Here is a 17,340-nt window from a genome sequence, read left to right on the forward strand (position 1 = left end):
TTGCCCACTCGGCCGCTCAGTTGCGGGTCGAAGCTTCGGGGCGGTTGCTTGCAAGGTCTTGCGGACTTCTTAAAAGGTATCGGCGCCGCCCGCTTCGGGGCGATGATCGCGGTCACCGCCGCGCTCATCGGCTTCTTTGCCTTCGTCATCATGCGCGTCACCACGCCGCAGATGACGACGCTGTTCACCGACCTCTCGGTTGAAGATTCTTCCAGTATTATCAAGGACCTGGAACGCCAAGGCATCCAGTTCGAGCTGCGCAACGAAGGCACCATCATCATGGTGCCCAAGGACAAGGTCACGCGTTTACGGATGAAGCTCGCCGAGGGCGGCCTGCCCAAGGGCGGCGGCATCGGCTATGAAGTGTTCGACAAGTCGGACGCCCTCGGCACCACCTCTTTCGTCCAGAATATCAATCACCTGCGCGCGCTGGAGGGCGAGCTCGCCCGCACCATCCGCGCCATCGACCGGATCCAGGCCGCCCGCGTCCACCTCGTGCTGCCCGAGCGTCCGCTGTTCTCGCGCGAGGCGCCGGAGCCGTCGGCATCGATCGTGGTCCGGGTCCGCGGCTCGCTCGAAGCCCAGCAGATCCGCGCCATCCGCCACCTCGTCGCCTCCGCCGTCAACGGGTTGAAGCCGCAGCGGGTCTCGATCGTCGACGAGGCCGGCACGCTGCTCGCCGATGGCGCCCAGACCGATCCGGACCAGGAGATCGGCGACGAGCGTCGCACCGCCTACGAGAAGCGGCTGCGCAAGCAGGTCGAGGACATCGTGTCCTCCGTGGTCGGCTCAGGCCGCGCCCGCGTCCAGCTCTCCGCCGATTTCGACTTCAACAAGGTCACCCAGACCTCGGACAAGTTCGACCCCGAAGGCCGCGTGCTGCGCTCGAGCCAGACCCGCGAAGAGCAGAGCATGACCGCCGACAATAACGGCCAGGTCACGGTCAACAACGAGCTTCCCGGCCAGCAGCAGAACAGCGGCCCGGCGGCGAAGGACCAGAGCAAGAAGACCGAAGAGACCAACAATTACGAGATCTCCCGCACCACCAAGACCGAAGTGACCGAGGCCGGCCGGGTCAACCGCATCTCGGTCGCGGTGCTGGTCGATGGCATCTACGCCAAGAACGACAAGGGCGAGCTCGCCTACACCGACCGCACCAAGGAGCAGCTCGACCGCATCGCCACCCTGGTGCGCTCGGCGATCGGCTTCGACCAGAAGCGCGGTGACCAGGTCGAGGTCGTCAATCTGCGCTTTGCCGACGCGCCCTCCACCGCCCCGATCGCCGAGCCAAGCGGCTTCCTCGGCATGCTGCAGTTCACCAAGGACGACGTCATGTACTTCGTCGAGCTTGGCGTGATGATGCTGCTCGGCCTGGTCGTGATGTTCATGGTGATCCGCCCGCTGGTGAAGCGCATCCTCGCCTCCGACGAAGTCGCCGCCGCGATCTCCGGCGTCCTCAGCGGCCCCGCGGCGTCCGAAGAGGGCGCAGCCGCCGGCGCAGGCGGCCAGGCGCTCCTGCCGAGCGGCGCCGCCAGCGCCATCGACGTCGCCACCATCCAGGGCCAGGTCCACGCCCAGTCCGTTCATCGCGTCGGCGAGCTCGCCGAGCGCAACCCCAACGAAACCGTCGCCATCATTCGCCAGTGGCTGGCCGAACCCACGAAATGATCGAGAAGTGAACTGACATGGCCGCCTCCCTGCAGAATGCCAACTCCAACGACATCACCAGCGTGATCTCCACCCTCGGTCAGCGTGCCGGCGACCGCGCCAAGGGCGGCAAGGGTCCGGACCCATTGGCCGGACCGCGGCGCGCCGCGATCCTGATGCTGGCGCTGGGCGAGCAATATGGCGGCAAGATCTGGAGCCTGCTCGACGATGACGAGGTGCGCCAGCTCTCGCTAGAAATGTCGACGCTCGGCACCGTCGAGGTCGACACGGTCGAGGACATGCTGCTCGAATTCGTCTCGCGCATGTCGGCCTCCGGCGCACTGATGGGCAATTTCGACGCTACCGAACGCCTGTTGCAGCAATACCTGCCGCCTGAGCGCGTCAACGGCATCATGGACGAGATCCGCGGCCCCGCCGGCCGCAACATGTGGGAGAAGCTTTCCAACGTGCAGGAAGAGGTTCTCGCCAACTACCTCAAGAACGAATACCCGCAGACCATCGCCGTGGTGCTGTCGAAGCTGAAGCCCGAGCATGCCGCGCGGGTGCTCGGCATCTTCCCCGAAGAGCTCGCGCTCGACGTCGTCAATCGCATGCTGAAGATGGAGGCCGTGCAGAAGGAGGTGATCGAGAGCGTGGAGAAGACGCTGCGCACCGAATTCATGTCCAACCTGTCGCAGACCCGCCGCCGCGACGCCCACGAGGTGATGGCGGAAATCTTCAACAATTTCGACCGCCAGACCGAAACCCGCTTCATCACCTCGCTGGAAGAGGACAACCGCGAATCCGCCGAGCGCATCAAGGCGCTGATGTTCACCTTCGACGACCTCGTGAAGCTCGATTCCGGCTCGGCCCAGACGCTGATGCGCAACGTCGACAAGGACAAGCTCGGCGTGGCGCTGAAAAGCGCCAACGAGGACGTCCGCAACTTCTTCTTCGGCAACATGTCCTCGCGCGCGGCCAAGATGCTGCAGGACGACATGGCGGCGATGGGCCCGGTGCGCCTGCGCGACGTCGACGAGGCCCAGGCGCTGCTGGTCAACCTCGCAAAAGACCTCGCCGCCAAGGGCGAGATCATGCTGACCAAGAACCGCGCTGACGACGAGCTGGTGTATTGATGGGCGCTCCCGCCAAATTCCTGTTCGATACCGACTTCGCCGCGCCAGACCGGACGCGCGAGAAGGCCGCGACCGCGGCCGAGATGGCGCAGAAGGTCGCGGAAGCCGAAGCGCGCGCCTATCAGGACGGCTTTGCCGCGGGCCAGCGCGAGGCCAAGGCCGAGAGCGACCGCCGCGTCGCGCTCGCCATGGAAGAGATCAACATCGCGATCCGCGGCATCGCCGCCGGCATCGGCGGCATCGAGACCAAGATGGAGACCGAGGCGGTCGACGTCGCGGTCGCGGTCGCACGCAAGCTGTGCGCCGATCTGGTCGCGGCCGAGCCGCTCGGCGAGATCATGGCGCTGGTCAAGGACTGCTTCTCGCATCTGGTGGCGACGCCGCATCTCGTCGTCCGTATCAACGACGCGCTCTACGACAGCGCGCGCGAGAAGATCGAGCGGCTTGCCAAGCAGAGCGGCTTCGAAGGACGGCTGGTGATCCTGGCCGAGCCCGAAATTGCCACCGGCGACTGCCGGATCGAATGGGCCGATGGCGGCGTCGTGCTGGAGCGCAGCGCCATCGCGGCCAAGATCGACGACATGGTCGGACGCTATATCGCGTCCCGCAGGGGGAATTAAGCCATGAGCGACAACGACGGACAGGTCCCGCTGCCCGACCTCAACGGCCCATTGCCGCCGACCGGCGCCGACGTGAGCTACAACGAGGACGAATATGCCTCGCGCGTCGCCGCCGACCTCGAAGCCGTCTTCGACGTGCCGGTGCAGGTCTCGGCCGTGCTCGGGCGCTCCAAGATGGACGTCGGCGAGCTGTTGAAGCTCGGGCCCGGCACCGTGCTGGAACTCGACCGGCGCGTCGGCGAGGCCATCGACATCTACGTCAACAACAAGCTCGTCGCCCGCGGCGAGGTGGTGCTGGTCGAGGACAAGCTCGGCGTGACCATGACGGAAATCATCAGGACTGAACGCGGCTAGCGCCAAACAGGGAATGACGCGCGGCAGCGCGAACAGACGGACAGGAGACTGACATGCGGCTTCTCATCGTTGGCACACTGAAGGGCCAGCTCACCACCGCCACCAAGATCGCGATGGAGAACGGCGCCACCGTAACCCACGCCGAGGATCACGAGCAGGCGATGCGCGTGCTGCGCGGCGGCAAGGGCGCCGACCTGCTGCTGGTCGACGTCGCCCTCGACATCCGCGACCTCGTGATGCGGCTCGAGGCCGAGCACATCCACGCTCCGATCGTCGCCTGCGGCATCACCAATGACGCTCGCGCGGCGGTCGCCGCGATCCACGCCGGCGCCAAGGAATACATCCCGCTGCCGCCGGATCCGGAGCTGATCGCAGCGGTGCTCGCCGCCGTCGCCAACGATTCCCGCGAGTTGATCTACCGGGACGAAGCCATGGCGCGCGTCGTCAAGCTCGCCCAGCAGATCGCAGGCTCCGACGCCTCGGTGATGATCACCGGCGAATCCGGAACGGGCAAGGAAGTGCTGGCGCGCTACGTCCACACCCGCTCGGCCCGCGCCAAGCGTCCGTTCATCTCGATCAACTGCGCCGCGATCCCCGAGCATCTCCTGGAATCCGAGCTGTTCGGCCACGAGAAGGGTGCCTTCACCGGCGCGATCGCCCGCCGCATCGGCAAGTTCGAGGAAGCGACCGGCGGCACGCTGCTGCTCGACGAAATCTCCGAGATGGACGTCCGCCTGCAATCGAAACTGCTTCGCGCCATCCAGGAGCGCGTGATCGACCGTGTCGGCGGCACCAAGCCTGTACCGGTCGACATCCGCATCATCGCGACCTCGAACCGCAATCTGGCGGAAGCCGTGCGCGAAGGCACGTTCCGCGAGGACCTTCTGTTCCGCCTCAACGTCGTGAACCTGAAGATCCCGCCGCTGCGCGAGCGTCCCGCCGACATTCTCGAGCTCGCCCAGCATTTCGTGAAGAAATATGCCGAGGCCAACGGCGTGCCGGTGCGGCCGATCTCGGCCGAGGCGCGCCGCGTGCTCTCCACCAACCGCTGGCAGGGCAACGTCCGCGAGCTCGAAAACACCATGCACCGCTCGGTGCTGATGGCGCAGGGCGACGAGATCGGGCCCGATGCGATCCTCACCCCGGACGGCGACCGCCTCGACCTCGCCAAGACAGCACCGGCGGTGGCGCATGCCACCATGGCCGCCGAGCAGGTGACGCGGGCGCTGGTGGGACGCACCGTCGCCGACGTCGAACGCGACCTGATCCTGGAGACACTCAAGCACTGCCTCGGCAACCGGACCCATGCCGCGAACATCCTGGGCATCTCGATCCGCACGCTGCGCAACAAGCTCAACGAATACGCCGACGGCGGCATCCCGATCACGCCGGCCGGCACGCCGGGCGAGTATCCACGGATGCCCGCGATGGGGTAAGCGCTGAGCTTCAGGCTCCACGTCTGCAAACAGGCCCGGAGTGCGCAAGCGCTCCGGGCCTGATCATGTCGCGATCGATCCGAACTATTTGCCCGGCGGGACGTAGGAGCTTGCGAGCTTCGCTGCCTTTTCCGCGATGCTCTTGAATTCACCCATCTTCCATGCGCGCACGGTCTCGATCTTGGAGATGGCGCCAGTGGCGGCGGCCACCATTCCAATCGCAATGGCATCGGAGCCATCGGGAAACTCCGTGACGAGCACTGCGTCGTGCTGACCAGTTGTCATGAAAGCTCCCTGGAGCTTTCCGCCGGCCTTTTCGACCAGCGCACCGATGACTGAGGTACGATCGATCGGCTTGTCGACCATTCCCTTGATACCCGCGTTTGAGTATGAGACGTACGAGATGAACAGCGGCATGTTTCTCTCCGTCGAGGGTTACGACAACAGCAATGAGGTTCTGAAAAAGCGCTCTGATTGGGAGCGAGGCATGGCCTGCCGACGGCATGCGAGCTGCCTTGAAATCAGAGAGTGGACTTCGGCACGTCCAATTGGCAGCTGGGCGCGAACTATAGCCGCTTTTCGCTGCGACACAATGCAGCCATGTGCGAGCGCGAAGCCAGATCGATCAATCCAGAATTGAGCTGACTTACCTGCCCGACGCCGTGTTCCTTCAACGATGTTCGTGTCGTCCGCTCAGGGGAGGGCTGCATTCGGCGACTAGGTCGCGGACGAAACAGGAATTATAGGTACGTCAGTATTGATGCACGAGGTGATGATGCTGGAAGCTCAAATCACGGATTGGCTGGCGTCGCAGCGGCAGGCGATGATCGATCTGCTGCGCGATGTCGTCAACATCGATTCCGGGTCCTATGACAAGGAAGGCGTCGATGCGGTCGGTGCGCGGTTCGAGCGGCACTTTGCCGAGCACGGCATTCCCTCGCGCAGAGAGAGCCACGGCACGTTTGGCGACGCGCTCCACGCAGAAGTCGCAAAACCCGGCAGCAACGAGAGGCCGGTGCTGTTGATGGGGCATCGCGACACCGTGTTCGGCAAGGGCGAGGCCGGACGTCGACCGTTCACGATCAAGGACAAGCGAGCCTATGGGCCGGGCGTCGCCGACATGAAGGCCGGCCTCGTCATGAACGTGTTCGTGGCGACCGCCTTCCACAAATTCGGCGGCAACCCGCATCCGATCAAGGTGCTGATCACCTCGGACGAGGAGATCGGCTCGCCGTCGTCGCGGCCCGTGATCGAACGCGAGGGGCGCTCTGCGCGCGCCGTGTTCAATTCCGAGCCGGGCCGCCCCACCGGCAATGTCGTCACCAGCCGCAAGGGCGGCATCTTCATGCATATGGCCGTCACCGGCAAGGCGGCGCATTCCGGCGCCAATTTCGCCGCGGGCATCAGCGCGATCGGCGAGCTTGCGCACAAGATCATCCAGATCCACGCGCTGACCGACCTCACCAAGGGCATCACGCTCAATGTCGGCCTCATCTCGGGCGGCCAGTCGGTCAACACGACGGCGCCTAATGCCGAGGGTCAGATCGACATGCGTTATGTCGATCCGAAGGACCGTGCGACGGTGATGGCAGAGATCGAACGCATTGTTGCTACGCCTTACGTGCCCGGCACCAGCGCTGTGCTGACCATCAAGGGCGAGTTCGTGCCGGTGGTGCAGAGCGAAAGCTCGAAGGCGCTGTTCGAAAACTATCAGGCCGCCGCAAAGCAGGCCGGCCTCACCACGCTGCAAGGCGAATTCTCCGGCGGCTGCGCCGATTCCGGCTTCACCGCCGCGGTGGGGACGCCGACCATCTGCGGCGTCGGCCCCGTCGGCGGGCTCGCCCATTCGCCGGAGGAATATCTCGAGCTCGACAGCATCGTGCCGCGCGCGCAGACGCTGGCGCTCGCGATCTTGCGGGGATGAAGGTGTGCTGACCTCGTAGGGTGGGTTAGCCGAAGGCGTAACCCACCCCACGAATCCCGTCACGAATAGCTCGGCGCGTCGGGCTTGCGGAAAATGTGGATCGGATCGCCCGGCACGAACGGCTGGCCGCGGAACATCGCATAGGCGTAGAGCACAAGATACGCGATCGCCAGCGCGCCGACTGCATAGAAGGCCCAGGTCCCGACGCGCTTCATCATCTCGCTCCGTTGCCTCCCCGATACGGGAGGCTCAGGAGCGGCTTCTAGAGCGATGATGGGGAAAAGGCCAGCCTGGGGCGCTCAGATGCCGCGGCGGCCGCGCGCGGGAACGCTGACGTCCGCAAGCCTCGCGGCATCCTCGTCTTGATCGACCGCCACATACTGGCCGTGCCAATAGGCGAGCGCAGCCGTTCGGGTGGAGTTCCTGATGTCCCTGACGCGGCCGATGACGATGCCGTGCGAATGGCGCTCGACGATCTCCTCGACTTCGCAATCAACGGCAGACAGTGCGCCGACCAGCAGCGGAACACCGGAGACCGCCGTGACCCACTGGGCGCCGGCGAAACGATCCGCACCCTTCAGGCCACCCTTGCCGGCAAAGCGCTCGGCCACATCGAGCTGATCGGCTGCGAGGATATTCACGCCGAAGGCACCGTAACGACGGATCAGCGGAAATGACGAGGCATCGCGGTTGATGCTGACGATCAGCGTCGGCGGATCGACCGACAGCGATGTTACGGACGTCACCGTCATGCCGGTGATGTCCCTGCCCCGCCCGGCGGTGATGACGCTGACGCCGCCGGTGAGATGGCGCATGGCGCCGCGGAAATCGGCGGACGAGACGGCAGTTTCGGTCATGAGATCGCGGGGCACTACATTCATGGCGTGGTCCCCGAAGCGGGGCTCCCTTCTATTTAGGTACGATCGTCCGCCGACAAAAGATGGTTCAGGATCGAGCCCTCGAGGCTCGCAAGCTCGGCGGAGCCGCGTTCGCGCGGCCGGGCGGTGTTGACCATGACGTCATGGGCAATCCGGCCCTCGTCGATCACCAGCACCCGGTCCGCCAAAGCGACAGCCTCGGCCACGTCGTGGGTCACCAGGATCGCAGTAAAGCCCTGGTCGCGCCAGACCCGCTCCAGAAGCTGCTGCATCGAGATCCGGGTCAGCGCATCGAGCGCGCCGAGCGGTTCGTCGAAGGCCAGCACGCGCGGACGGGAGACCAGCGCGCGGGCCAGCGCAACGCGCTGCTTCTGGCCGCCCGACAGCACCGACGGCCACTGGTCGCGCTTGTCGGTCAACCCGACCTCGGCAAGCGCCTTCCCGGCACGGGCGTGCGCATCGCTGGACGAGCGATCGCGACCGAGACCGACCTCGACATTGGAGAGCACCCGCGCCCATGGCAATAGCCGCGGCTCCTGGAACATCACGCGGATATCCTCGGGCTGGATCGCCGCATCGCCAAAACTGATGCTGCCGGCGTCGACCTTTTCCAGGCCGGCGATGAGACGCAACAGCGTGCTCTTGCCGCAGCCGCTCTTGCCGACGATGGCGACGAACTGGCCGGCGGGAATGTGCAGATCGATGCCGCGCAGCACCTCGTTGTCGCCGAAGGATTTGCGCAGGCCGCGGATGCTCAGTGGCAGGCCACTGACATGCAGCGGCCGCTCCTCGCGCGCCACGCGGGCCGCCGGCGCAAAATTGGCGCGGCTGGCGAACTCGGTTTCCGGGAGGGAGGTCCGAAGGGCTGTCTGCATGTCACACTCAGCGTTTCTGGAAGGCGGGGTGCCACGAGAGCGTCAGGCGCTCCAGCACGCGGGAGGCGCTGTCGGCGAGCTTGCCGAGCAGGGCGTAGATCAGGATCGAGAGCACGACGACGTCGATCAGCATGAACTCGCGCGCCTGCATCGCCATGTAGCCGAGGCCCGAGGACGCCGCGATGGTCTCGGCGACGATCAGGGTCAGCCACATGATGCCGAGCGCAAAGCGGATGCCGACGAAGATCGACGGCAGCGCGCCCGGAAAAATCACGCGGCGGAACAGCTCGCCGTCGCTCATGCCGTAGATGCGGCCCATCTCGATCAGCTGGGGATCGACGGTGCGGATGCCATGCAGCGTGTTGAGATAGATCGGGAAGAACACGCCGAGCGCCACGAGAAACAGCTTTGCGCTCTCGTCGATGCCGAACCACAGGATGACCAGCGGGATCAGCGCCAGATGCGGCACGTTGCGCACCATCTGCAGCGTGGTGTCGGTGAGTTTTGCGGAGAGCTGCGACAGGCCGTTGGCAAGTCCGAAGGCAAAGCCGATGCTGCCGCCGATCAGGAAGCCGATCGAGGCGCGCCAGAACGAGACCCAGATGTTGCGGGGCAACTCGCCGGAGAGCAGCAGCTTCCAGCCGGCCAACGCGACATCGCTCGGCGCCGGCAGCACGCGCACCGGGACGAAGCCGGTGACGCTCGCCACCTGCCAGATCGCGATGATGGCGAGCGGCACGATCCACTGGACAAGACCATCGACGCGCGGCAAACGGAAGTTGCGCGGGAGTGAGACGCTGTCGATGAGGCTCATGATTGCGACACCCGATGCTGCGGACGGTAATCGCTGCCGACCGTCTCGCCGAACGGACCGCCGTTGAAGTGCAGCTTGGTCACGTTGCTCGGCAGATCGAGCGAAAGCAGCGGGAACACCAGCTCGGCGAAGCGATAGGCTTCTTCCAGATGCGGATAGCCCGACAGGATGAAAGTATCGATGCCGATGTCCTGATACTCCTTGATGCGGGCCGCGACGGTCTCGGCATCGCCGACCAGCGCCGTGCCGGCACCGCCGCGCACCAGGCCGACTCCGGCCCAGAGGTTCGGCGCGATCTCGAGCTTGTCGCGCTTGCCGCCATGCAGCTGCGCCATGCGCTGCTGGCCGACCGAGTCCATCCGCGCAAAGTTCTTCTGCGCGGTCGCAATGGTGTCGTCGCTGACATGCTTGATCAGCTCGTTCGCGGCGCGCCAGGCTTCTTCGTTGGTCTCGCGAACGATCACGTGAAGGCGGATGCCGAAGGAGAGCTTGCGGCCACGCGCAGCAGCGATGTCACGCACCTTCGCAACCTTTTCGGCGACCAGCGCCGGCGGCTCGCCCCAGGTGAGATATTTGTCGACGGCGTCCACCGCGACATCGATGCCGGCATCCGACGAGCCGCCGAAATACAGCGGCGGACGCGGCGACTGGACGGGGTGGAACAGCAGCTTGCCGTCCTCGATGTGGATGTGCTTGCCCTCGACATTGACGGTCTTGCCCGCGAGCAGGTCGCTATAGACGTTGAGGAACTCACGAGTGACCTCGTAGCGCTCGTCATGGCCGAGGAAAATGCCGTCGCCCTTGTTCTCGACGGGATCGCCGCCGGTGACCACGTTGATCAGAAGCCGGCCATTGGTGATGCGGTCGAGCGTCGCGGTCATCCGCGCCGCCACGGTCGGCGATTGCAATCCGGGACGGACCGCCACGAGATAGCGCAGCCGCTCGGTGAAAGGCGCCACGCTGGAGGCGACGACCCAGGAATCCTCGCAACTCCGTCCCGTCGGCAACAGCACGCCGAAATAGCCGAGCTGATCCGCCGCCTGCGCGACCTGGCGCAGATAGTTGAAATTGACCTCGCGGCCGCCGATGCCGGTGCCGAGATAGCGGCCATCGCCGTGGGTCGGCAGGAACCAGAGGATGTTGGCGCTGGATTGCTTGCTCATGTTCCTGGCCTCCGCGCCACGTCGGAAATCTTGATGGCTTTGGGGATCAGGTTGAGCGCGAAGAACGCATCTGCAACCTGCTGCTGATCGGCAATGACGGCATCGGTCAGCGGCTTGATGCCGTAGGCCTGCCGCTTCAGCGCCACCTCGACCACCGGGACGGACAGGCCGATCGCCGGAGCCAACTGCTCGGCCACCGCATGGATGTCGCCCTTGGCCCAATCATCCACTGAGCTCAATTCGGCAAGCACGGCGTCGACGATCTTCGGATTGGCGTCGAGGAATTTCTTCGAGGAGAAATAGAACTGGTAGTTGGCGACGATGTCAGTGCCATCGACCAGCGTACGCGCGCCGGTCGCGGCTTCCGCCGCGGCCTGGAACGGATCCCAGATCACCCAGGCATCGACCGCGCCGCGCTCGAAGGCAGCGCGTGCATCGGCCGGTGCCAGGAACACCGGCTCAATTTCCGAATATTTGATGCCCGCTTTCTCCAGTGCCTTGACCAGGAGATAGTGAACGTTGGAGCCCTTGTTGAGTGCGACCTTCTTGCCTTTGAGGTCAGCCACCGATTTCAGCGGGCTGTCCTTCGGCACCAGGATCGCCTCGCCCTTCGGCGCCGGCGGCTCATAGGCGACGTACTGGATCGGCGCGCCCGCGGCCTGCGCGAAGATCGGCGGGGCTTCGCCGGTGTTGCCGAAATCGATCGCGCCGACATTGAGCGCTTCGAGCAGCGGCGGGCCGGACGGGAATTCTGTCCACACCACCTTATAGCCGTCGGCAGCTAGCTTCGGCTCCAGCGTGCCCTTGCTCTTGAGCAGCACCAGCTTGCCGTATTTCTGGTAGCCTATGCGGACCACCTTGTCCTGACCGTAGGAGGTGCCGACCGCAGCCGCGACGATGCCGATCGAGAGCACGATCGCCGCGATCAGACGCTGAATGATACGCCTCATGTTCAACCCTTTTGAAATGGGGAGATTGGTTGGCACGATCAGGTCGCCGTGCTGCGCCAGACGATGTCGCGGATGACGATCGGCTTCGGAATCAGGCCGAGCTTGGCGAAGCGGTCGGCGACGCCCTGCTGGGTGGCGACGATGTCGTCGGTGACGGGGCCGATCACGAAATTCGCGCGATCGGCCGCGACGGCCTGGATGTCCAGCGGGACGCCGGTGATCGCGGCCAGCGACCTTGCAACCTCGTCGCGGTGCTGTTCAGCCCATTGACCGGTCGCGGTGGTCACGTCGACGATCTGTTGCAGGATCGCGCCGTGGTTGTTCGCGAACTCGCGGTTGGCGATGTAGAAGGAGTTGGTCTTGGTGACCTCACGGGCATTGATCAGGATCCGGCCGTTCTGCCTGGTCTCGCCGATCGCGAAATAAGGATCCCAGATCGCCCAGGCCTCGATGCTGCCATTGGCGAAGGCGGGACCGGCATCCGGCGGGGTCAGATAGACCGGGGTGATGTCCGCGTAGGTCAGGCCCGCCTTCTCCAGCGTCTGCACCACGACATTGTGGGCGCTGGAGCCCTTGGTGAAGCCGACGCGCTTGCCCTTCAGGTCCGCGATCGAGCGGATCGATGAATCCTTGGGCACCAGAATGCCCTGGCCGTTGGTGATGGGCTGGCCGGCGGCATAGACGATCGCCGCGCCGGCGGCCTGGGCGAACACCGGTGGGGAATCGCCGACCGCACCGTAATCGACGCTGCCGACATTCATCGCCTCCATCATCGGAGGCCCCGAGGAGAACTCGACCCATTTCACGTCGATGCCCTGCGGCGCGAAATGTTTTTCCAAGGTCGCCCGTTGGCGCGTGATGACCAGCACGCCGGTCTTCTGGTAGCCGATACGAATTTCCTTCACCGCGCCCTGCGCGTTGGCGCGCGAGACGAACGCGGCGGCAACGGCGGTTCCAGCCGATAGTTTCAGAAAATCACGACGCTGCATTCCGAACTCCCGGCCGTGACCGGCCGTCATCATTCATGTCTGGGGATGATGGTGCGGAGCGGGAAAGGTGTCGAGACGTGCGGGAAAATAGCGATGCATGCACTGCCCGTGTGGCAGAGCGCATGATTAATCTTTCAAACGGCGGAGCGAATGAAGATGGAATTTTTCTGCACGCGGATGTGAAAGCCGCGCATGTTCAGTCTCGGACTCGCGACCGGAACAAAAACGCGAAAACAACCCCATGCACAGTAGCCGGGATGTGCGAAAACAATCACTTACGAATTATCCGAAATAAATTTGACACGTCGGGCAAAACAGGTGCAGGATGGCATGATGGCGGACTGGAGCTGGCGTGGCGCGAAGCGTATTCCACTTCCGCTGTCATTCCCCGCGAAGGCGGGGAATCCAGTATCCCAGAGACGTCAATGCATCACACGACTGCCGCGGCGTACTGGATCGCCCGCCTTCGCGGGCGATGACACCGAAACTGTTAATGCCACCGCACCGGCAAATTCTGCAAGCCGCGGAACGCCCAGCCGCCGATCCGCGCCGGCTCGTCATCGGCAATCTCGATATGCCCCGCACGCGCAAACACCGTCGGCAGCGCGACGTCGGCAATCATCGCGCGCGAGGCCCAGGCGCCGGCGCAGAAATGCGGACCGGCACCGAAGGCGACACTCTTGGACGTATCACGCCGCACGTCGAACTGGTCGGCGCGCTCAAAATGCTTCTCGTCGCGGTTGGCGGAACCGAACATCAGGAACACGCGCTCATCAAGCTCGAACGCAACGTCGCGGATACTCCACGGTTTTGCGATACGCCGCGGCGACATGCCGATCGGCGAGATCCAGCGCGCGTATTCCTCGAAGGCCTCGAGCCACGTCACCTCGCCCTTGCGCACGAGCTCTAGTTGATCGGGATGGGTCAACAACGCCCACACCGTGCCGGCGATCGCCTTGCGCGGCTCGTTCTGGCCGCCGGAGATCGCGAGTTTTACATTCGCGCGCACGCTCTCCATCGGCATGCCGGAGGCGAGCAGCACGCCGAGAATGCTCTGATCAGGATTCTTGCGCATCACCGGCAGGATGTCGTCGATCGCGGCATCGATGCCCGACGTCGCCGCGTAGCAGCGCGCCTCGACCGCGGGATCGCCGCCGTAATTGGCGATGCCCTCGATCATGCCTTGCGACCACGCATCCATGTCGGCGAAGCCGATATTGGTGAGGCCGGTGATCGACTTCAGGCATTCGCCGGAAAACGGCAACGCGAAGTCACGCATGAAATCGATCCGTGTCCCCGGCGCAATCGCATCGATGATGCGATCGGCATGGGCCTGGAACAGCGCGGTCCAGTGCGCCTTCACCGTCTTCGGCGACACTGTCGGAAACATCGCGCGGCGCTCGACCTGATGCGCCTCGCCGTCCTTGCGCATCATGTTGTGTCCCATCAGCCGGTTCATCAGGCCGGCGGGCTGGTGCGAAGAGAACACGTCGATCTGCTTCTCTGAGATCGAGATGTCGTCGCGGCAGCTCAGCAGCGTCGAGCCGAGTTGCGGCACAAACGCGATCGGCGCTTCTTTCCGCAGCTTGGCGAGCATCGGATAGGGATCGGCCCAGAACGAGGCCGGGTCGATGTCGATGCGCGGCGCAGTGCTCAAGGCGGTCTCCCTGGATTCTCGTGTGATCCCGGCCAGCCTAGCGAACTCAGGGGACCGACGTCTGTCCCTAGCGATAGGGACAGACAGTATCAGGGCGAGTCTCCGCAGGCCGGGTGCGCGCGGGCACGATGGCGGGTCCGCATGGCCCCCATGTCGATGACGATCAATCGATGGTCTTTCGCCTCCGGATTGCCGGTTCCGGTATGTTCTGGTACAACCTGCAGCTGTCGGGACGGCATTCCCGTCCCGCATTTGGGGAGATGTCTCATGAGATTGTCATCAGGCTTCGCCGTGCCGTCAGCCGTCGCTATTGTGTCAACTCTCTTGCTGTGCAGCACAAGTGGTACGGCACTGTCGCAACCCACAACAGGCTCCGACTCCTCGCTTCCCGCCGTCTCGGTCGAAGCGCCGAAGCAGATGGCAAGACCAACGGTTGCGTCGCCGCGGAAGTCAACGACTGTGACCGCCCACCGGACATCCGGCCCGTCATCCGCTCAAACGCCGGTCTTCGCGCCGAATACAGCTTTGGGGCGGCTTGCCCGGCTGGAGAGATCCGCGAGCACTTGCAACGGTGGTTGCGAAACAAGTTACAGGGTCGGCAACGCCCCCTGGGTCGGATGCAGCCAGCATACGGATCAGTGGATCGGAAGTTTCTCGTCAACCTGCCGAGACACACTGACCTACAACACCTACGCGCAGTGCATCGAAACCAAAACCTTCCTGGGCTCGACATCCAGGGAGTCTCGGTGGCTTTGCAGCAGCTTACAAGCCGGAGGCAAGTTGGCCGGCGAAAATCGAGTCGCCGAAATCAGGCAATCGGGCCACCGCTAGTCAACGCCGCCCGCCGGCTGCGCCCAAGACACAGGATCGCATGGCTCGAGGGATTTCGAGCCATGCAGAATGCCCGCGTCGGGCTAAAAGCGGCGGCCGACCCGACAACCGTAACGTCACGTCTTCCCCGGATAGCGGAAGTTGCGGCGGCTCTCGTAGTGTTTAGCCGAGGGCCAAAAGCTGCGACCACGCGAAATGACGCGATAGGTTGGCTTCGGATTACAGAAGCTGCCGTCAACAACTCGGCCAGGATTCCACCAAGAGTCCGGGAATTGCTACGCAGGCTGATCGTCGATCACGCCTCATACGATGCATCATGCTTTGCGCTGAGAATCGCTTCAAACAAGCGACCAAGCTGCAGAGGCGAAACGACTCGGCCCGCATCCGTATCAACCCTGTGCACCAATATGAGGTCCTGCTCCGGCAGCACCATCATCACATGACCACCGGCTCCTTGAGCACTGTAGCCTGGAGGCATGATCGTTGCCGGGAAATGAATGCCATCGCGGACCACCCACCACATGTAACCATAAGCTCCGGCCGGGCCCGCATCTGAATAGGGTTGCACACTGAGCTTCACCCATTTCTTCGGGACCACTTGGTGACTGCCCCAGCGTCCGCCACGGAGGTAAAGCAACCCAAACCGCGCAAGATCCCTGGCCGTGAGACGGAACGGATAGGCGCGGTGGATGCTGTTCTCGAGCTCCACATAATCGCCGTCCTTCGCGTCCGGCCCATAGCGAAAATCTTCCATGCCGCAGGGTGTGGCGATCCGATCCCGAAAGGCCTCATACAAACTAAGACCGGCGCATTGCTCGAATATCGTGCCGAGCGCGTTGAAGTCCCAGTTGTTGTAGCACCAGAACGTTCCTGGACCGTGGCTGTGACGCGCTTCCCGCCTTGCGATCATTAAAGCGGTTTCGTACCCCGTCGGATGGAAGACACCGGAGCGTGCCATGAGCAGCGAATTTATGGACGCCAGGCGCTCGCGATCGGTCAGTCCCTCCTTGTCGTCGATTCCGAGTGACGCAAGAGTGGAAGACAGATCAATTTTTCCTTCAGCAACGTAGATACCGAACAGAGCCGACAAGAGGCTCTTACGAATCGAATGACACATGAAGCGATGGGCGACCGCGCCCCTCTGATGAACGACTGCGCCGCGTTCGATAATCATCAGAGCAGCGGTCCCAATCTCATCCGCGATTGCGTCTACATAAGCGAGCGCGTTTGGAGACCAGCCCTCGGCCTCGGGCGGTGTAATTTGCCAGATCGGCTCCGGCCACTTTTCCTCGGTTCCAAGCCCATCCACAAAATGCCCCTCGACCTTCGCGAAAATCCAGGAGGCCGCCCGGGTACCTGCTCCAACCTTGCCCCCGGTTCAATGTTAGCTTGTGGCGGTCCCGCTTACTAGCTCAGAGCGAGAAGCAGGAGACAGCAAGGTACATCGTATTGGTCTTCGAGTTGGGGAAGGAAAATTCCACAAAGGGCCATAGGAATGTTGAGGATCGGGCCTCTCCGACATGGGCCTGTTGACCTCAAGAGGTGGTTTGACGCTATTTCCCCAGTGCCGCGGCGACTTCGCCGACCAGTTGCTCTGCCAGCGTGTGATAGCCCTCTGGCGTAAGATGTTGGCCATCAGGCTGATGCGGAAGTCCGTGCAGCATTCCGTTCGGGAGCATAACAACCTTGATTCCCATCGCGCTCAGCCGACTTTGGATGGCAGGCGTGTTGTCGGCGGCTAGCTTTCTCCGATCGTTTCCGCCGGGTTGAAGGATCACAACGCTCGTTCCTTTCGGGACCACGCGATCGAGTCGGGCCAGCATGCCTCCCGTGGTGTCGCCGTTGACGCCAGCATTGATGACATGGACGTTGAGACCCTTCGCACGAAGAAGCGTTTCAAGCTGTGCAGGATAGGATTGGCTACGCGATACACCCTTACCGAAGGTGTTGCTGGCTCCAAGGGCCACAACGGTTGCAGCGTGAGCAGTGCCAAGCGCGGAGAGCATCACGAATGCACCAAGAAGAATGATCTGGCTAAGCTTTGCTGCCACTCCCGCGTCCCCCGA

Annotated in this window: 17 protein-coding genes and 1 pseudogene; 7 read left to right on the top strand and 11 right to left on the bottom strand. The window is 63.8% G+C overall.

All coding sequences use genetic code 11. The features are described from left to right. Positions 1 to 48 precede the first annotated feature (48 nt). From fliF to ACLFLU_RS34015, 5 genes are read left to right on the top strand one after another with little or no spacing between them, the layout of a single operon-like run. Positions 49 to 1,668, top strand: a complete 1,620-nt coding sequence (gene fliF / locus ACLFLU_RS33995; protein WP_426409065.1) for a flagellar basal-body MS-ring/collar protein FliF — start codon at positions 49 to 51, stop codon at positions 1,666 to 1,668. A 17-nt stretch (positions 1,669 to 1,685) separates the two neighbouring features. After that, positions 1,686 to 2,783 (top strand): flagellar motor switch protein FliG, encoded by a 1,098-nt coding sequence (fliG, locus tag ACLFLU_RS34000; RefSeq protein ID WP_426409066.1) that lies wholly within the window; start codon positions 1,686 to 1,688, stop codon positions 2,781 to 2,783. Then, positions 2,783 to 3,403 carry a FliH/SctL family protein gene (locus tag ACLFLU_RS34005; RefSeq protein WP_426409067.1) on the top strand — a complete coding sequence of 207 codons (621 nt, stop codon included), beginning with the start codon at positions 2,783 to 2,785 and terminating at the stop codon, positions 3,401 to 3,403. The genes fliG and ACLFLU_RS34005 overlap by 1 nt, the downstream gene beginning before the upstream one ends. Positions 3,404 to 3,406: 3 nt before the next feature. After that, positions 3,407 to 3,757, top strand: a complete 351-nt coding sequence (gene fliN, locus ACLFLU_RS34010) for a flagellar motor switch protein FliN (protein WP_254133770.1) — start codon at positions 3,407 to 3,409, stop codon at positions 3,755 to 3,757. A gap of 53 nt (positions 3,758 to 3,810) precedes the next feature. After that, a complete protein-coding gene (locus tag ACLFLU_RS34015) occupies positions 3,811 to 5,193 on the top strand; it encodes a sigma-54 interaction domain-containing protein (RefSeq protein ID WP_426409068.1) in 1,383 nt (460 codons plus the stop codon). A gap of 84 nt (positions 5,194 to 5,277) precedes the next feature. On the opposite strand, the gene ACLFLU_RS34020 is transcribed toward ACLFLU_RS34015, so the two are convergent. Beyond that, positions 5,278 to 5,610: a GYD domain-containing protein gene (locus tag ACLFLU_RS34020; protein ID WP_426409069.1), complete on the bottom strand. Its 333-nt coding sequence runs from the start codon at positions 5,608 to 5,610 to the stop codon at positions 5,278 to 5,280. A 358-nt stretch (positions 5,611 to 5,968) separates the two neighbouring features. Here ACLFLU_RS34020 and ACLFLU_RS34025 point away from each other — a divergent pair, with 358 nt between their 5' ends. Beyond that, positions 5,969 to 7,117, top strand: a complete 1,149-nt coding sequence (locus ACLFLU_RS34025) for a M20 family metallopeptidase (RefSeq protein WP_426409070.1) — start codon at positions 5,969 to 5,971, stop codon at positions 7,115 to 7,117. Between the two features lie 59 nt (positions 7,118 to 7,176). Here ACLFLU_RS34025 and ACLFLU_RS34030 read toward each other — a convergent pair whose 3' ends face one another. From ACLFLU_RS34030 to ACLFLU_RS34060, 7 genes and pseudogenes are all read right to left on the bottom strand, one after another. Continuing rightward, entirely contained in the window at positions 7,177 to 7,332 is a 156-nt protein-coding gene (locus tag ACLFLU_RS34030) for a hypothetical protein (RefSeq protein ID WP_271672623.1), read from the bottom strand. Between the two features lie 84 nt (positions 7,333 to 7,416). After that, positions 7,417 to 7,998, bottom strand: coding sequence for a flavin reductase family protein (locus ACLFLU_RS34035; protein WP_426409071.1), 582 nt, complete (start codon positions 7,996 to 7,998; stop codon positions 7,417 to 7,419). 32 nt (positions 7,999 to 8,030) lie between these two features. Then, positions 8,031 to 8,678 (bottom strand): annotated as a pseudogene (locus ACLFLU_RS34040) (ABC transporter ATP-binding protein); the annotation flags it as partial. A 199-nt stretch (positions 8,679 to 8,877) separates the two neighbouring features. Beyond that, positions 8,878 to 9,684 carry an aliphatic sulfonate ABC transporter permease SsuC gene (ssuC, locus tag ACLFLU_RS34045; RefSeq protein WP_426409072.1) on the bottom strand — a complete coding sequence of 269 codons (807 nt, stop codon included), beginning with the start codon at positions 9,682 to 9,684 and terminating at the stop codon, positions 8,878 to 8,880. Further along, positions 9,681 to 10,847: an FMNH2-dependent alkanesulfonate monooxygenase gene (gene ssuD, locus ACLFLU_RS34050; protein ID WP_426409073.1), complete on the bottom strand. Its 1,167-nt coding sequence runs from the start codon at positions 10,845 to 10,847 to the stop codon at positions 9,681 to 9,683. The genes ssuC and ssuD overlap by 4 nt, the downstream gene beginning before the upstream one ends. Then, positions 10,844 to 11,797 (bottom strand): sulfonate ABC transporter substrate-binding protein, encoded by a 954-nt coding sequence (locus ACLFLU_RS34055; RefSeq protein WP_426409074.1) that lies wholly within the window; start codon positions 11,795 to 11,797, stop codon positions 10,844 to 10,846. Before ACLFLU_RS34055 ends, ssuD begins: the two co-directional genes overlap by 4 nt. 38 nt (positions 11,798 to 11,835) lie before the next feature. Next, on the bottom strand, positions 11,836 to 12,786 hold the full coding sequence (locus ACLFLU_RS34060) for a sulfonate ABC transporter substrate-binding protein (protein ID WP_426409075.1): 951 nt from the start codon (positions 12,784 to 12,786) through the stop codon (positions 11,836 to 11,838). A gap of 122 nt (positions 12,787 to 12,908) precedes the next feature. Here ACLFLU_RS34060 and ACLFLU_RS34065 point away from each other — a divergent pair, with 122 nt between their 5' ends. Continuing rightward, on the top strand, positions 12,909 to 13,265 hold the full coding sequence (locus ACLFLU_RS34065; protein WP_426409076.1) for a hypothetical protein: 357 nt from the start codon (positions 12,909 to 12,911) through the stop codon (positions 13,263 to 13,265). Positions 13,266 to 13,276: 11 nt separating this feature from the next. Here the strand turns inward: ACLFLU_RS34065 and ACLFLU_RS34070 are convergent, their stop codons facing one another. The 3 genes from ACLFLU_RS34070 to ACLFLU_RS34080 form a co-directional block, all read right to left on the bottom strand. After that, positions 13,277 to 14,443 (bottom strand): cytochrome P450, encoded by a 1,167-nt coding sequence (locus tag ACLFLU_RS34070; protein ID WP_426409077.1) that lies wholly within the window; start codon positions 14,441 to 14,443, stop codon positions 13,277 to 13,279. A gap of 1,126 nt (positions 14,444 to 15,569) precedes the next feature. Beyond that, entirely contained in the window at positions 15,570 to 16,583 is a 1,014-nt protein-coding gene (locus tag ACLFLU_RS34075) for a serine hydrolase domain-containing protein (RefSeq protein WP_426409078.1), read from the bottom strand. A gap of 244 nt (positions 16,584 to 16,827) precedes the next feature. After that, positions 16,828 to 17,325: a GDSL-type esterase/lipase family protein gene (locus tag ACLFLU_RS34080; RefSeq protein ID WP_426409079.1), complete on the bottom strand. Its 498-nt coding sequence runs from the start codon at positions 17,323 to 17,325 to the stop codon at positions 16,828 to 16,830. Positions 17,326 to 17,340: the final 15 nt, after the last annotated feature.

This window comes from Bradyrhizobium ganzhouense (assembly GCF_049949285.1).
Lineage (GTDB): Bacteria > Pseudomonadota > Alphaproteobacteria > Rhizobiales > Xanthobacteraceae > Bradyrhizobium > Bradyrhizobium ganzhouense.

What these genes read in the sequence shown, in the direction of transcription:
- ACLFLU_RS34020 (WP_426409069.1), bottom strand. Translation starts at nt 5,610, where the DNA reads ATGCCGCTGTTCATCTCGTACGTCTCATACTCAAACGCGGGTATCAAG.
- ACLFLU_RS34060 (WP_426409075.1), bottom strand. Translation starts at nt 12,786, where the DNA reads ATGCAGCGTCGTGATTTTCTGAAACTATCGGCTGGAACCGCCGTTGCC.
- ACLFLU_RS34025 (WP_426409070.1), top strand. Translation starts at nt 5,969, where the DNA reads ATGCTGGAAGCTCAAATCACGGATTGGCTGGCGTCGCAGCGGCAGGCG.
- ACLFLU_RS34005 (WP_426409067.1), top strand. Translation starts at nt 2,783, where the DNA reads ATGGGCGCTCCCGCCAAATTCCTGTTCGATACCGACTTCGCCGCGCCA.
- ACLFLU_RS34035 (WP_426409071.1), bottom strand. Translation starts at nt 7,998, where the DNA reads ATGAATGTAGTGCCCCGCGATCTCATGACCGAAACTGCCGTCTCGTCC.
- ACLFLU_RS34030 (WP_271672623.1), bottom strand. Translation starts at nt 7,332, where the DNA reads ATGAAGCGCGTCGGGACCTGGGCCTTCTATGCAGTCGGCGCGCTGGCG.
- ssuD (WP_426409073.1), bottom strand. Translation starts at nt 10,847, where the DNA reads ATGAGCAAGCAATCCAGCGCCAACATCCTCTGGTTCCTGCCGACCCAC.
- fliN (WP_254133770.1), top strand. Translation starts at nt 3,407, where the DNA reads ATGAGCGACAACGACGGACAGGTCCCGCTGCCCGACCTCAACGGCCCA.
- ACLFLU_RS34015 (WP_426409068.1), top strand. Translation starts at nt 3,811, where the DNA reads ATGCGGCTTCTCATCGTTGGCACACTGAAGGGCCAGCTCACCACCGCC.
- fliG (WP_426409066.1), top strand. Translation starts at nt 1,686, where the DNA reads ATGGCCGCCTCCCTGCAGAATGCCAACTCCAACGACATCACCAGCGTG.
- ACLFLU_RS34055 (WP_426409074.1), bottom strand. Translation starts at nt 11,797, where the DNA reads ATGAGGCGTATCATTCAGCGTCTGATCGCGGCGATCGTGCTCTCGATC.
- ACLFLU_RS34065 (WP_426409076.1), top strand. Translation starts at nt 12,909, where the DNA reads ATGATTAATCTTTCAAACGGCGGAGCGAATGAAGATGGAATTTTTCTG.
- ssuC (WP_426409072.1), bottom strand. Translation starts at nt 9,684, where the DNA reads ATGAGCCTCATCGACAGCGTCTCACTCCCGCGCAACTTCCGTTTGCCG.